The organism is Halorussus amylolyticus, assembly GCF_004143485.2.
Lineage (GTDB): Archaea > Halobacteriota > Halobacteria > Halobacteriales > Haladaptataceae > Halorussus > Halorussus amylolyticus.
Genome location: NZ_ML974132.1, coordinates 198,920 through 213,395, shown reverse-complemented (window position 1 = coordinate 213,395; position 14,476 = coordinate 198,920). Strand labels below are relative to the sequence as shown.

General features: G+C 65.4%; 13 protein-coding genes. 3 read left to right on the top strand and 10 right to left on the bottom strand.

Features of this window, described 5'->3' with window-relative positions; genetic code table 11:
* Positions 1-14: 14 nt before the first annotated feature.
* Positions 15-479 carry a hypothetical protein gene (locus EKH81_RS08380; RefSeq protein ID WP_162224586.1) on the bottom strand — a complete coding sequence of 155 codons (465 nt, stop codon included), beginning with the start codon at positions 477-479 and terminating at the stop codon, positions 15-17.
* Positions 425-1,606 (bottom strand): DNA primase DnaG, encoded by a 1,182-nt coding sequence (gene dnaG / locus EKH81_RS08375; protein WP_162224585.1) that lies wholly within the window; start codon positions 1,604-1,606, stop codon positions 425-427. Before dnaG ends, EKH81_RS08380 begins: the two co-directional genes overlap by 55 nt.
* A gap of 243 nt (positions 1,607-1,849) precedes the next feature.
* Between dnaG and EKH81_RS08370 the strand changes: the two genes are divergently transcribed.
* Complete coding sequence (locus EKH81_RS08370; RefSeq protein WP_132059503.1) at positions 1,850-2,200, top strand: hypothetical protein; 351 nt, start codon at positions 1,850-1,852, stop codon at positions 2,198-2,200.
* 63 nt (positions 2,201-2,263) lie between these two features.
* Here EKH81_RS08370 and EKH81_RS08365 read toward each other — a convergent pair whose 3' ends face one another.
* The 3 genes from EKH81_RS08365 to EKH81_RS08360 all read right to left on the bottom strand — a co-directional run bounded on the left by EKH81_RS08365 (position 2,264) and on the right by EKH81_RS08360 (position 5,484).
* Complete coding sequence (locus EKH81_RS08365; protein WP_132059504.1) at positions 2,264-3,922, bottom strand: Na+/H+ antiporter NhaC family protein; 1,659 nt, start codon at positions 3,920-3,922, stop codon at positions 2,264-2,266.
* Positions 3,912-4,034, bottom strand: a complete 123-nt coding sequence (locus EKH81_RS19735; protein ID WP_274380487.1) for a hypothetical protein — start codon at positions 4,032-4,034, stop codon at positions 3,912-3,914. Before EKH81_RS19735 ends, EKH81_RS08365 begins: the two co-directional genes overlap by 11 nt.
* Positions 4,035-4,233: 199 nt before the next feature.
* On the bottom strand, positions 4,234-5,484 hold the full coding sequence (locus EKH81_RS08360) for an NAD(P)/FAD-dependent oxidoreductase (RefSeq protein WP_132059505.1): 1,251 nt from the start codon (positions 5,482-5,484) through the stop codon (positions 4,234-4,236).
* Positions 5,485-5,588: 104 nt separating this feature from the next.
* Here EKH81_RS08360 and EKH81_RS08355 point away from each other — a divergent pair, with 104 nt between their 5' ends.
* Positions 5,589-6,182, top strand: a complete 594-nt coding sequence (locus EKH81_RS08355) for a DUF6149 family protein (RefSeq protein ID WP_132059506.1) — start codon at positions 5,589-5,591, stop codon at positions 6,180-6,182.
* Between the two features lie 10 nt (positions 6,183-6,192).
* Here EKH81_RS08355 and EKH81_RS08350 read toward each other — a convergent pair whose 3' ends face one another.
* The 4 genes from EKH81_RS08350 to EKH81_RS08335 all read right to left on the bottom strand — a co-directional run bounded on the left by EKH81_RS08350 (position 6,193) and on the right by EKH81_RS08335 (position 12,745).
* On the bottom strand, positions 6,193-8,082 hold the full coding sequence (locus EKH81_RS08350; protein ID WP_132059508.1) for a formate/nitrite transporter family protein: 1,890 nt from the start codon (positions 8,080-8,082) through the stop codon (positions 6,193-6,195).
* Positions 8,083-8,148: 66 nt separating this feature from the next.
* The gene (locus tag EKH81_RS08345) at positions 8,149-9,585 is read right to left on the bottom strand and encodes an NAD(P)/FAD-dependent oxidoreductase (RefSeq protein WP_132059510.1); all 1,437 of its coding nucleotides are present in this window, start codon (positions 9,583-9,585) and stop codon (positions 8,149-8,151) included.
* 409 nt (positions 9,586-9,994) lie between these two features.
* Positions 9,995-11,806: an LEA type 2 family protein gene (locus EKH81_RS08340; protein WP_132059512.1), complete on the bottom strand. Its 1,812-nt coding sequence runs from the start codon at positions 11,804-11,806 to the stop codon at positions 9,995-9,997.
* 102 nt (positions 11,807-11,908) lie between these two features.
* On the bottom strand, positions 11,909-12,745 hold the full coding sequence (locus tag EKH81_RS08335) for an RAD55 family ATPase (protein ID WP_132059839.1): 837 nt from the start codon (positions 12,743-12,745) through the stop codon (positions 11,909-11,911).
* A gap of 405 nt (positions 12,746-13,150) precedes the next feature.
* Between EKH81_RS08335 and EKH81_RS08330 the strand changes: the two genes are divergently transcribed.
* Positions 13,151-13,603, top strand: a complete 453-nt coding sequence (locus EKH81_RS08330) for a hypothetical protein (protein ID WP_132059514.1) — start codon at positions 13,151-13,153, stop codon at positions 13,601-13,603.
* Positions 13,604-13,622: 19 nt separating this feature from the next.
* Here the strand turns inward: EKH81_RS08330 and EKH81_RS08325 are convergent.
* Positions 13,623-14,476: hypothetical protein (locus EKH81_RS08325; protein ID WP_202935094.1), on the bottom strand; the 854-nt coding region annotated here is incomplete at its 5' end.

Here is a 14,476-nt window from a genome sequence, read left to right as displayed (position 1 = left end):
AGACGCTCGGCGGATTAAAACTGGTCGGCGGTCCGAATCCGGACGCTCGCGGGCTGTTTGACGAAGTCGCCGAACTCGGCGGCCACGACCTGACTCACGCCGCGCTGGGCCGCCACGTCGAGGACGCGCTGGTCGAGCGTGCCGTCGAGGACCACCGCGTAGGGCACCTCGTCGGCGGATTCGACCGCGTCGAAGGTCTCCTCGGCGGACACCTCCGCGAGTACGCCGAGCGACTCGTCGAGGAGTCGGGCGGCCCCGGTTTTGGCGTCCACGATGTGCTCGACGTGTTCGCGAAGGGTCGTCGGCTCGGCGGACTCGGCCGCGAACGCGGCCGAGTCCGCCGATTCCGAAGCGGTCTCCGAACCGGCGTTCGACGCCAGCGACTCGGCTTCGGCGGTGGTCGATTCGACGCCCGACTCGGCTCTCACCGCGGATTCGAGGTCGGGGGTCGCGGGACCGGCGTCGGGCGATTCGGCCACGTCGTCGGGCGTTTCGGGCGTCTCGGGCGTCTCGGGACTCGCCGAGTCGTCGGTCTCGGGCGCGGGATGGGCGCTCCCGTCCGTCGCGGCGGGTCCCGCCGACTCCTCGACTCCGGCGTCGTCGGCGTCGAAAGTCGCGTCGGGGGGGGGGGGGGGGGCCCCCCGCGGGGCCCCCCCCCCCCTCCGGGGGGTTCGCGGGGTTCTAACGCGGGGCCGGGGGGGGCCCACCCCCCCGGGGGTCCCCCCGCCGCCGTTCCGGTGTTCGAGCGAGACGCCGGTTCGGCGTCCGAATCGGAGTCGTCCTCGGCGTCGGCTTCGCCCTCGACCATCGACGCCTCGAAGGGGCGCTTGCTCCGGAGCGCCGACATGACCTCGTGGCGTGCGAGGTCCTCGACCGACTTTCCGCCGGGCGCGAACGCGACGTAGTCGATGTCGCCGACCTGCGAGAGTTCCTTCCGGATGAGGTCGCCGCCCCGGTCGTCGTCGAGAAAGGCCGTGACGGTTCGGTTCTGGGTGAGTTCGGCGACCGAATCGGGGACGTTGGTGCCCTCGACCGCGACGGCGTTCTTGACGCCGTAGCGCAGGAGGTTCAGCACGTCCGACCGGCCTTCGACCACGATGATGGCGTCGCTATCGTCGACGCGCGGCCCAGCGGGCAGGCCCTCGAACTCCGCGATGTCCTCGACGCGAACGCTCTGTCTGACCTCTTCGAGAATCTCGCGGGAGGTCATCACGTCCTCGTCGAACGAATCGGAGAGGAGTTCCTTCGCGCGGTCCACGACCGTCCGGCGCTTGGCGGCCCGCACGTCCTCGATGCCAGCGATGGAGACGCTGGCGCGACACGGCCCGACCCTGCTGATGGTTTCGAGCGCGGCCGCGAGGATGGAGGTCTCTACTTTGTCGAGACTCGACGCGATGGTAATCGTGCCGAACGACTGTCCGTTCTGACTGTCTACATCCACGTCGATGCGACCGAGTTTCGAGGACTGTTGGAGGTCGCGGAGGTCGAGGTCGTCGCCGAGCAGGCCTTCGGTCTGGCCGAAGACCGCTCCGACGACGTCACTCCGCTCTACCACCCCGTCCGCGGTGATGTCGGCGTGGATGACGTATTTGGCTGTATCGTCCATGTGTGGTGAACTGCCCGTGTGAGGGGCTGGATGGTGATGTGTCCATGTGCGTGAACGCGGGCATGGATGTCTTAAAATGACACAGCACGACTGAAATACCTGTCGTCACCAGTGGGACTCGCGGGACGGTGGTGGCATATATATCTGCGTTCGGAGATGTCGCGCTCGGCGAGACGGTCCATCGCGAAACACGACGGTCAGCTGTGACGAACGATTTTTTATCCGACACGAGACACGTCGCCCATGAACCGATTCGCCCGCTACGCAGTCGCCTCCCTCGTCGGTGTCGCGGTGACTGTCGGGGTCGCGCTCGTCTCGCCCGTTTCGCGCGTACTCCCTCTACTGGTCGGAATCGCGCAGGTGTACGGCTTCGGGACCGCCATCGCATTTCACGTTCCCGAACTGTTCTGGGGACCCGACGAATCGAACTGGATGAATGCGGTCTTCGTCGGCGTTCTCACCTTCAGTGGATTCGCGCTCCTCTCGGGCATCGAATCCGGGTCGAACGTCGCGGTGGCGACGCTCGGATGGGGCCTGGCCATGTTCGGGTTCGTCGCCGGGGCCGCGTTCGAGCGCGAGAGAGCGGACTCGTAGCTTCGAGTCACCGGCCGCAATCGAGTGTCACGCCGCAAAAAAAAAATTACTCGCCGAAATCGCTCAGTCGTCCGACGCCGACGCTTCGCGCGGTGCGCGCGCGGCCTGCGGGACCACGTCCTTGCGGTTGGCGTCCCACTCCGAGAGGACGTAGACCAGTCCGTAGAGCGCGACGACGCCGACCGGGAGCAACACCAGCGGTGTGACGCTGGTCGCACCCCACACCAGAAGCATCGTTATGGCGACGGTCAGGACCGTCACCGCGTAGTACATCTGGGTCCGGACGTGGTCGATGTGGTCCGCCCCCGTGAACGTCGAGGACAGAATAGTGGTGTCCGAGATGGGCGAACAGTGGTCGCCGAAGATGGCTCCGCTGAACACCGTACCGATTGCGGCGGGCAGGAGTTCGGGAGTCCCACCGGCGACGCTCCACGCCAGCGGCACCGCGATGGGCGTGACGATTGCCATCGTCCCCCACGAAGTGCCGGTCGAGAACGCGATGAGCGCCGATGCCAGCAAGACGACGACCGGAAGGAGTAGCGGAGTCACGAACTGCTCGGCGACGTTCGTGACGAAGACACCCGTCCCGAGTTCGGTCGTGACGGTGCCGATGGTCCACGCCATCACCAGAATCGAGAGCGCGGTCAGCATCATGCTGAAGCCGTCGATGACGGTGTCCATCGCCTCGTCGAGGTCCGCGAGGCCACCGAGGACGCCCATCGCGATTCCGACCGAGACCATCGTGAACGTGCCCCAGAGGAGCGCGCTGACGAAGTCGGCGTTACCCACCACATCTAAAAGCATACTGAAGAAGCCGGAGATACTGTTGACATCCAGTAAAGATACATTAGATTCAGCGGCTTGAAGCCCGGTGTAAATCGCACCCGAGAACACGACGACGATGAGCGACCCGACCGGCACGAGGAAGTACCGGAGCTGGGGCGAGTCGGTCAGCATCTCGCCAAGGCTCTCCTCGGCGCTCTGCATCGGGACCGCGTTGTCCCGGAGGACCTTCCCCTCCTTCCACGACCGGTGTTCTGCGTCGAGCATCTCGCCGAAGTCACGCTGGGTGATGACGATGATGCCGACCATCACGACCGCGAAGATGCAGTACATGTTGAACGGCACGCTCTGGATGAAGAGCGCGAACGCGGCGGGGGCGTCGGTCCCGGCCTCGATTCCGGCGGCGTCGTACCCCTCGCGTATCATACTCAGTTGGTAGACCACCCAACTCGAAATCCCGAACGTCGCGACCGGCGCGGCGGTCGAGTCGATGATGTACGAGAGCTTTTCGCGCGAGATTCGCATCTCGTCGGCGATTTCCCGCATCGTGGTTCCGACGATGGCGGTGTTGGAGTAGTCGCCGAAGAACCACAGCATGCCGAATATCCACGTTCCGAGTCCGACCTTGCGCTGGGTGTCGAGTCGCGATGTCGCGGCGTTCGCGATGGCGGCCGCGCCGCCGAGTCGCCAAATGAGCGCGACTCCCGCACCGAGGAACAGCACAATCATCATTATCTTCGGATTGAACAGGCTCTCGTCCCCGATGGACCCCGCGACCCATTCGAGCGTCTGAACGACGCCGTGGCCGCCCGTGAATATCACCGCCCCCGACCAGATTCCGAGGAACAGCGAGAGAATGGGCTTGCGGGTAACTATCGCGAGGACAATCGCGAGAAACGGCGGCACGAGCGAAATCAAGCCGAACGTCTCAGCAGCCATCGGTACCCTCCGTCTCCGCGTTCGATTCGATGCCGGACCCGGCCGAAGTCGGGGTGTGCATCGGTCGGTCTTCGGTCTCGAAGTCGCCGTCTGTCGTGCATTCGTATGACATGTGTGCACCTGTGCCGTGCTACAAACTGTCATCTACGGGTGTAATAAATAAACCTACCGAAACTCCACATACTGGTAAGTATTCATATTTCTACCCTATGTATTTAAAATACAGCTCCAAATAGACCGAAGATTCCGGACAACCGTAACTCTCAGCGGAGAACGATTCTCAGAGAATACTCGACGCCGATTTGCGGACGCTACTGCTCCTGGGGAATCGCGAGTTCCTCGGGGTCGAACTGCTTTTCCAACAGCACGTCCTTCTGGTCGGCGACCTCGACTTCGCGTCGGATGAGGTCCTTGTAGTTGCCCTGCGGCGCGATGTCACCGATGAGGACGCCGCCGACCAATTTGCCGTCCTTGAACGAGAGCCGACGCCACTCGGTGTCGCTGTACTTGGCCTCGCATTCGTCGTCGCCCAGCGTCGGGAAGCCGAAACTGAGGAACGGGAAGTCGAAGTGGGTGATGGAGTACGACGACACCCACCGGAACTCAGACTCCTCGCCGTCGGCGACCATGTTCTCGGCGGCGATTTGACCCTGCTCTTTCGCGGACCCCCACGAGCCATTTTGGGCGTACTCGTCGAGAATCACGTCGTAGTACCGGGTGATGTCGCCCGCGGCGTAGATGTCCTCGGTACTCGTCTGCATGTACTGGTCCACCACGATGCCGTTGTCCTCCTCGACGTCCGCGCCCTGCAGGAACTCGGTGTTGAAGTTCAGGCCGACCGCGACGCCCACGAACTCGCTGTCGAACTCGTCGCCGTTGGCGTCCACGGTCGAGACGACTCGCCCGTCGGCGTCGGTCTCGAAGTGGTCCACGCCGCTCTCGAAGACGCACTCGACGCCCTTCTCTTCGAGCGCGTCGTGGATGATTTCCGCGCCGTCGAGGCTCAGACCGTAGCGCCACCAGCGGTTGCCGCGCATGATGTACTTGGCGTCGACCTCCTGGGCGGCACAGACCGCCGCGAGGTCGATACCGAGGAGGCCCGCACCGACGACGACGCCGGTGTCGGCCTCGCTCGCGTTTTCCTGAATCTTGCGGGCGTCTTGGAACGTCCAGAAGTGGTGGACGCCCTCGGCGTCGGCGTTCTCGATGCCGAAACTCGACAGACTGGTCGGCGTGCCGCCGGTCGCCACGAGGAGTTTATCGTACTCGTAGGTGCCGCTGTCGTGGGTGTGGACCTCGTGGGCATCGGGGTCGACGCCGGTGACGAACGTGTTGAGTTCGAGGTCGATGTCTCGGTCGTCGTACCACTCGGGTTCGTGGATGGAAATCGGTGCTTCCGGGAGTTTGCCTTTGGCGAACTCCTTGATGAGGATGCGGTTATAGAGGGCCTCACCTTCGTCTGTGATGACGGTTACGTCGGCGTCCGGAGCCTCCTCGCGGAGGGTTTCGGCCGCCGAACTCCCCGCGATTCCGTCACCGATTATCACGTACGACTCGCTCATAACCGAATCTTCTGCGTCGGGGTTAAAGTGGATTGCTATCTCGCAATCGTGTTAGCGGTTCACGAACGAACGAGCTTTTCACGGTTCGTCCCCAACCCCCGCACATGAAAATCCGCCAGAACGTCCGTCACTTCGCGTCGCGCAAGGCGCTCGAACTTCCAGTCGTCTCCGACCTCGTGAAAGACAAACTGGTCGATATGCACACCGACATCTTCCTCGGGAAGGCCGACGCCGAACACCGCGAGGCCCGGCGCGACCGCCTCGACGCCTTCTTCGACGCCACGATGGACACCTACCTCGTGGCGCTCCAACAAGGCGCGCCCGAAGCCGAGGCCCGCGAAATCACCCACATTCAGGCCAACTTCGACTTCTACAACCACGGGTGGACCGAGATGATGGAGTTCCCGGCCGACGAACTCGGCGACCACTACGACCGCTACAGCGACTTCTTCGAGCGTCATGGTATCTCCATTGACGACCCGCTCGGCGAGTTCGCGCCCGCGGGCGGCATCCCCGACGCTCCTTCAACGCCCGAAAAGCTCGAAGAGCCCGAACACCCCTACGCGGAGGGCGGGTTCGCCGACGACGTGTACGTCGAGGACGCCGACGGGAACGTCCACGTCGGGGGCCGCGACGAACCCGACCCCGAAGACGTAGATGTCTCGCACGCGCCCGGCGCGCGAGACGAGGAGACGTAAGTCGAGAGGTCTACCCGAACAGACGCTCCCGGAGGCTCCGCTGGGTGGCTCGCTCGGCGAGCACCACCGAGCAGTCCACCTCGGTGACGACGTCGAGGTGGAGCGAGTCGGTCGCGAGGCGCGAGAGCAGTCCGCGGTCGGTCGCACCGAGGAGCAACAGCGTGCTGTCGGCGGCTTCGCTCGCGATTGCACCCTCCACGTCGCCCGAGTCGTGGACCACGATTTCGGCGTTGTCGAGTCCGTTGTCGGCGGCCCAGTCGGCGAAAAACTCCTCGGCCGCGTCGCGCTCTTCGGGGTCGTCCACGACGTGGAGGAGCGTGATGTCCGACCCGATGGCGTCGCGGAACGCCGCGGCGACTTCGGCGCTGAGTCCGCAGTGGGGGCTGTCGATGGTCGGTAGGAGGATTTTCGAGGGGTCGAGTCCGCGGTCCTTGAACACGAGGAAGTCGGCGGGGAGCGCGCTGGTGAGGTCGTCGAGCGTGCGCTCGGCCCGACCCGCCGACCAGATTCGGTCGTCGCCCCAACCCATCACCACGAGGTCTGCCCGCTTTCGCTCGGCGATGTCGAAAATCTCCTCGAACGACCGGTGGGAGACGACCGTCGAGGTTTCGAACGCCACGTCGTAGTCGCGGGCGGTCTCGCGAACGTTTTCGAGTAGTTCGTCGGACTCGGCCACGATGCGCTCGTTCCGGCGACCGCCGTACCCCCGAGACGCCCGAGCGGGCGTCTGGACGATGTGGACGGCGTGAACGCTCGCGTTGTCGTGTCTGGCGGCGACCGTACACGCGAGGTCCACCAGCCTCGACTCAGCCCGGGGGTTGTCGATGGGGACCACCACGCGGAAGTCCGCGCTTCCGCCGTGCGTCTCGGCGGTGTCGACGAGCGGGACGTACGACCGGCCCGCCAGACCGCCGAGGAACCACTCGCGCATCGAGAGCTGTCGGTCGGCACCCTCGAACCGCGCGGACTCGATTCGCTCCTCGGTCGTCTGGAAGTAGTTGACGACCGTGACCAGCACGACGCCACCGATGGTGTTCCCGAGCAGGACCGGCAGGACGAAATCGGTCAGTCCGGGGAGGACGGCGAGGTCGCCGAGCAGGACGAGGTAGAACATCTCGGTGAACGAGACGACCGAGTGGTACAGGCCGCCGAGCGGAATCGCCAGAAACGCCAGATAGACCACGACGATTCGGGAAATCGTGTCGCGTGCGGCGTACTCGACCCAGACCACGCCCGCGACGATAAGGCCCGCGAACGCCGCCTTCGAGAACAGCGGCCACCACCCGGTCGCGACTCCCTTCTCGGCGAGGTCGGCGGCCACCGTCGCGGCTTCCGGCGAGAGGACGCCGCCGAACGCGAGCGCGGCGGCACCGGCCGCGCCGCCGGTGAAGTTTCCGGCCAGCACGACCGTCCAGTTCCGGAGCAGCGCCGGGATGCTGGCGACCCGTTCGAGCGTCAGCGCGACCGGGGGCAGGGTGTTCTCGGTGTAGAGTTGGTAGCCGCCGATGATGATGTAGATGAATCCGAGCGGATACAGCAGCGCGCTCAACACGGGGTCGTTCCCGGTGGAGGCCGTCATCGAGACGTACAGCATGAACGTGATGGTGATGGCGAACCCGCCCGCGAGCGCGCTGAAGAACAGTTCGCGGCTTCCCGACGTTATCTCCTCGTCGGCCGCGGCGACGATTCGCTGGAACACCTCGTCGGACGAGAAACGGTCGCGGACGACCGCACCGACCGCGGGCGCGCCGCTCCGGGAGCGTTCGACCGCCTCCCGCACGACTTCCGCCGATTCGCTCGGGTCGCCGTCGGCGTTCGGTCCGGGGCCGGATTCGCGACCGGAATCGAACTCGGAGTCGGAGGTGGGGCCGGCGTCGGAGTTTGGGCCGGAGTCGGACATTATGCGGGGTACCTCGCCCGAAAAACTAAACCCTTGGCATCTCGGCCGGGGTCGCCGTCCGGCGGGTCACTCCGGTCGGATGACTTCCTTCCGGCCCGCGATTCTGTCGGCACACTCGTAGCCCGCGACGATGCCGCCGTTCAGGCTCCGCTCGGGGTACTGCGCCCTGCTCGCCATCCCTGCGTAGTAGACGCCCTCGGCGACTTCGTCGGCGAGGTCGTAGGGAACCACCATGTCGAGGTAGCCCCGTTCGTAGATTGGTGCGGCGCGGGGATTTTTCGCGAGTCGGAACTGCTTGACTTGCGAGCGGTCCCAGTCGGGGAACATCTCCTCGATGTGGCCGAGCCAGCGGTCCTCGACTTCGTCGTCGTCCATCTGCCAGAGGTCCTCCTCGTAGTCCTGGATGTAGCTCGCGACGTAGAGCAGGTGGTCGCCGCCGTAGTTCTCGGGCGGGACGTAGTTGGTGTGCTCGATGAGCGCGCCGAAGGGCGCGTCGTGGCCGATGTTGAGCCAGTAGGTGTCGGTCAGCGACTCCTCCATCGTCACGAGCGCGCAGACCGCGCCCTGAAAGTCGATGTCGCACTCGTAGCCCGTGAGCGCTTCGAGGACGTTGGGCATCGCGGCGACGACCACGCCGTCGGTGTCGTGGGTCTCGGTGGTGACGCCGCCGTCGGACTGCTCGGCACCACTGCCGGACGCTTCGCGACCGCCGTCGGCCTCGGCTTCGGCCGCTGTCCGTTCGGTCTCGTCGTCGGCGGTCGCCGACGACGAGACCGCGACCGTCAGATTCTCCACCGCGCCATTCTCGATGCCGACTTCCTCGACGCGGGCGTTCGTCGTGATGTTCTCGCGGCCGACTGACTCGACCAAGGCGTCGAGGAGTTGGCCGAACCCGCCCTTCAAGTAGCCGAGGGGTTCGCCCCGGAGCAGGTCGCGCTCGCCCCGGAATTTGATGCGACCCAACAGCCACGCCGCGCTCACGTCGCCCTTCCGGGAGCCGAACTTCGCGTCGAGAAGGGGTTCGAAAAAGCCCTCGTAGACGCCCCGAGAGGTGTGTTCGAGCAGGAACTCCTCGATGGGAACGTCCTCGAAATCTTCGAGGGTCTCGTACGTGTCGAACTTCGGAACCCCGCCGCGCACGTCGATTTCTTGGGTCAGCATCGTGAGCCGGAATTTGTCGTACGCGCTCATGTACGGGAACGCCAGAATCTCCCACGGCTTGTCCATCGGGTGGACCGTTCCCTCCATGTAGTAGGCGTTCTTGCCGATGGGCCAGACGAGGTCGTCGCCGAGTCCTAACTCCTCTATGAGGTCGATGATTGTCTCCTCGGACGCCGAGAGGTGGTGGTAGAACTTCTCTACGGGGTCGCCCGCGGTGTCGTACACCGCGGCGAGACCCCCGATTTGGTCGCTGGCTTCGAACACCTGCACGTCGTGGCCGTGTTGCTGGAGGCGGTGGGCGGTCGCGAGACCCGCGATTCCCCCACCGACGACACCTATCATGAGACTCGATTCGGGATGGGTCGGCAAATGCCTTGTTACTCGAACGTTCTCAGTTTGGTGAATCGTGTTCGCGCGTTGGCGAGATGCTATTTACGCGAATCGTCCACCGTAATTCGCCCGGTGACACAAATCACGGTAGTTCGCCCGGTGACACAAATCACGGGGTGGGACTGAAAGGGGCCGCCCGGTCGCGCAACGCTTGGTCGCCTGACCGACCTCTATCCGCGCCGATACGGTGCGTTGCGGTGAGGCGCGGATATGTCGGTCAGCGACCGCGACCGGGCGGGGGCTTTCTGGCTGTTCCTGCTGCAAGCATCTGCGATTCGTACCGACCGGACAACGACCCTCGAAGAATGGCGTCACTCAGTTACTCGATTCGACGCAAAAATCATCAAAAAGACTGACTCGCTCACTCGTCGCCGAAAGCGTTCGTCTCGATGACGTCCTCGTAGCTCATCGAATCGAGTTCGACGGTGTACTCCTGCCCGCCGAACGACACGACCGCGTAGTACGACACCGAGAGCTCCGAGCGCTCGTCGTTGTCGAGGTGGCTGACCCACCACTCGGGAATCCGGTCGTTTTCGAGGTAGCCGGTCGTCTCGATGTCGCGCGTGGACTGTCCGGGGACCGTCGTGCCGACGTGACTCTCATTGTCGGCCAGCACCACGTCGTTCATCCGGACCTCGTAGCCGAACCGCTCGATGGTGAGCGGGAACGTTCGCTCGTTGGTCACCTCGCCCGAGACGACCATCGGAGTCTTGTTCATCGTGGGGTCGCCCCACTCGGAAGTCATGTCGTCCATCGTGGCGAGATGCTGCCCCTGCACGCTGACTTCCTGCTCGGAGTCGTCGAAGCCCGAGAGCACGTCGGTCTCGAACGACCGACTCTGGTCGGGGACCTCGACCGGGACGCTCGTGAATCCGAGGTCCGCGGACACGTCGGCCTCGGTCGTCAGGTCGGTTCGCTCGCCGCGCTCGATGTGGCTGACCCACCACTCCGTGATGGTTCGGTCGCTGACGTCGCTCTCGAATCCGAGTTCGTTGCGGCCCTCCGTCAGGGTGGCGCGCTGGCTGTCGTTGACGAGGCCCACGTCGTTGAGCGCGACGCGGTAGGTCGCGTCGAGCGCGAGTTCGCCGGGGGTCGCGTTCGCCGGATTGGGGTTGTTGACGACGACGGTCGTCGCGAATCGGGTGCCCGAATCCGTGCTCGCCCAGTCGCGCTCGACCGACTCTATCGTGGGCGATTCGAATTCCGAACCGTCGCCATCGGCCGCGCGGGTTGTCGCCGCGCCGCCGCCGAGGATGTCAGTCTCGAAGACGACGCGCTTGCTGAGGAACGAGAGGGGAACGCGCTGGGTCCCGTCGTCGGTCTCGACTTCCGCGAACGCTTCGACTTCGAGGTCGGTCTTCTCGCCGCGGTTCAGGTGGCTGACCCACCACTCGTCGAGGCGCTGATTGTCGAGCGCGGAGTCGATGCGGATGGTCTCGGTCTCGTTCGCCCCGATTTCGACGCGGTCGCCGGTGGTCCCCTCCGCGAGCGTCACGTCGTTCATCGAGACGGTGTAGCCGATTTCGGCGAATTCGAGGGGTTCGTCGTTCGGATTCGTCACGGTGCCCGAGAACTGGAGCGGGGTCTCCTCGGCAGTCGCCTCGCCCCACGACGCGTCAGTGGACTCGACCGTCAGGAGGGTGCGACCGCCAGCGGTCACCGACTCGCCCGAGTCGCTCTCGAACGACGAGAGCAGGTCGGTCGAGAACGTCCGGTCCTGGGCGGGCAACTCCGAGGAGAAAAGCGGCGCGTCGAGCGACGGCCGAATCGAAATCGTGGTCTCCTCGCCGTTGTTGATGTGGGTCGCCCACCACGCGGGTATCTTTCCGTTGTCGATGTCGGTCCGGAGCGTGACCTCGTTCTCGCCGGGCGAGAGACCGATACCGCCGCTCGACCCGGACGCGACGGTCACGTCGTTCATGTTCACGTCGTACTCGACGCCAGCGACCCCCGGAATGGCGACCCCGTTGGGGTTGGTCACCACAAGTCGGGTCTCGATGCCTGTCGTCTCGTCGGTCACCTCGCCCCATTCGTTCTGTATCGATTCGACCGTCGGCGGGTCGAGGGTCAGCGTTCCGGTCGCGAACGCCGCACCGAGACCCGCGCTCGTGAGGACCGTTCCGACCACGAAGGCGGCCGCGACCTTTCCGAGCGTGCCGCCGAGGACGCTCATCGCCTCACCCGCCCCTGCTGTTCGCGTGCCATGCGGTGGCGTTTCGCTACCACCATTAAGTAGTTTTCCCGCGCCGAACCCGACGCCGGAACCCGGCCGCAGTCACCGAATCTTCCGGACGTTGGAGATGTCGAACCCGCCCTCGTGAACCTCGGTCTCGAAGCGGATGATGTCCTCGGCTTCGAGTCGCGGGAGGACTCCCCGGAAGTTCCGGACGAACATCGCCCGGTCGCGTTCGCTCCCGCCGGTCTCCCACTCGAACGCGATGGTGCCGTCGGCCGCGCTCATCAGACTCCCCAGTTCGGTGTCGGTCAGAGCGTCCCCGTTGACCAACACGAGGACGAGACCGTTCCACTGGCGGGAGGCCTTCTGGAGACCCTTGACGAGGAGCGTCACGTCGTTCCAGTCGAGGTGTTCGTTCGGGGCGCGCGCGAGGTCGGTCAGCGAGTCGAGCAGGACGAGATTGCCCGCGGCGTGACGATTGAAGTACTCGCCGAGCGCCTCCAGCACGTCCCGGCGGTCGCCGCCCTCCCCGAGGTCGGTGATGGTCTGGGTCCGGCGGGTGTACCACTCGCGCGGAATCGTCGAGAGTTGGAAGTACTCCTGACTGAGGTCCTCGAACGTCACCGCCTCGATGCCCGCCCCGACCAGTTCCTCGTCCATGGTGTACGCGATTTCGCGCGCGAGTTCGTCGGCGCTGTGGGTGAACGAAATGTAATGTATCTCGTCGGGAATCGCGGCCCGGTCGTCCACGTCGCCGTAGTGGAGGTCGAACTGCTCGGCGTCGGTACGGGCGAGTCCGTTGATGGTCGCGCTGGTGAACAGGAACTCGCGGGCACCTGCTCCGGTCTCGCCGACGAGCAGGACCACGCTTCCGGGCGGCGCGCCGCCGCCGATGATGGAGTCGAGTCGAGAGACGCCGAAGGGGATTCGGTCCATGCGCTTCGTCTTGGGCGTCTCGTGCGGGGTGCTTGGGTCTTTCGTCTGGCGAAACGCGGTGTGAGCGGTCTCGGAGGCGACACCGACCACGGAGGTCCGGAGGTGTGACCGACCACGGGGTTTCGAAGACGACACCGACCACGGGATGCGCCGCGCGCTCGGTCGCGCACCGTAGGCGCGACCGAGCGCGCAGGCGGGGAGGCACGGGGCGCGGTGCTGTGCGGTGCGGTCTCTCATAGGTACCGGGAGTAGGTAGCGTTGCTGTGATTTTCGCCGAATCCGCGTTCGTCGCTGTGACTTTCGCTGGGATAGCTCTCACCGAATTCGCGTTCGTCGAGTTCGCGAACTGCTTCGAACGCCGTCGCGTCCAAGAGATTGATAACGCAAACCGCACGATTGGACACCATGCCCTCTCAGCCAACTGACCCGTTCCGCGAGGAGTCGTCCCACCTCGCGCGCCTGCTCGGGGCCATCCGCACGCGCACGGCGGGCGTCCTCGCAATCGCGGTCGTCCTCGGCGTCGTCGCGCTCCCGCACCCGCTTCCGGAGTACCCCGCCGGAGCCTACGCCCTCGTCGGGGTCGCCGAGGGCGTCGGTCTCGCGGTCGCGGCCGAGAATCTGCTCTACCGGCCCGCCAAACGGTTCGACTTCGAGCGAGCGACCCGGAAGGTCGGGGCGGTCGCCGGAGCGGTCGCGGCGTTCGTCGTCGTCATGTCCGCGCTCGGCGTCGAACTCTCGGCCCACGACCGGAGCCTGCTGGCCGGGTTCTGCCTCTCGGCTCCCGCCTCCATCGTCGCGATAGACTACCTCAAAGCGCGCGTCCGGGGCGAACCGGGGGCGAGGCGGTCCACGTACTGACTGGGTGCGAGCTCGGTCGTCAGCCCTCGGATTCGAGTTCGGCGTCCAGAAACACCGTCTCGTCCTCGGCGAACACCGACGCCTCCGCGAACGAATCGTCGTCACCGACCGTCTCGCGGACGGTTTCGGTGCGGTCGTCGGCCGCGTCAGCGAATCGAATCGCGTGTCGAACGTACTCCGTGCCGTCCGCCAGCGACCGCCCAGTCGCGTGGCCGACGCTTCCCTCGAACCGAAGGGTTTCGGGGTTCGGGCGAGATGTAGGGTCGGTCGTCTCCGCCGTCGCGACCGCCGGTGCGCCCATAACGTCGGTCATCGACGCGAACGCCTCGTCGGTCTCGTGGTATCGCAACTCGTCGCCGCGCTCGGCGTCGAGAATCGCCTTTACGAACGATTCGGAGTCGGTGTCACGGGCGTACACGACCCCATCCTCGCCGACCGCAACGGTCCGGGAGGGGTCGTTCCGGTGGAGGAACCGGTACTCCCCGTCGGTGCCGGTCTCCGAGAAGTCGCTCTCGCGAACCGACTCGAAGACCGCGTCGGTTTCGTACGACCCGAACACGACGTAGGCCTCCGTCGAACCGACGCCGGAGAGACTCACCATCCCTTCGGCGGAGTCGCCGACGCCCAAAAATTCGAGGTGAGCGCCGACTCGCTCGCGGTGGAACGTCGAGATGGTCCGGTCTGAGTGTTTCCGTAGCGCGGCGAGGTCGAGGTATCGACTCCGGTAGTGGTCACTATCGAACGAGTCCATCGCGCTCGGAGCCGGGAGCCACCGACGGTACGAGGGGTCGCCCGACTCGGGAATCGTGACGCGGTCGGGCGCGTGGCGGGCGGCCCCGGCGCCGGCGCCGCCCCCCCCAAGCGCCGGGCGCG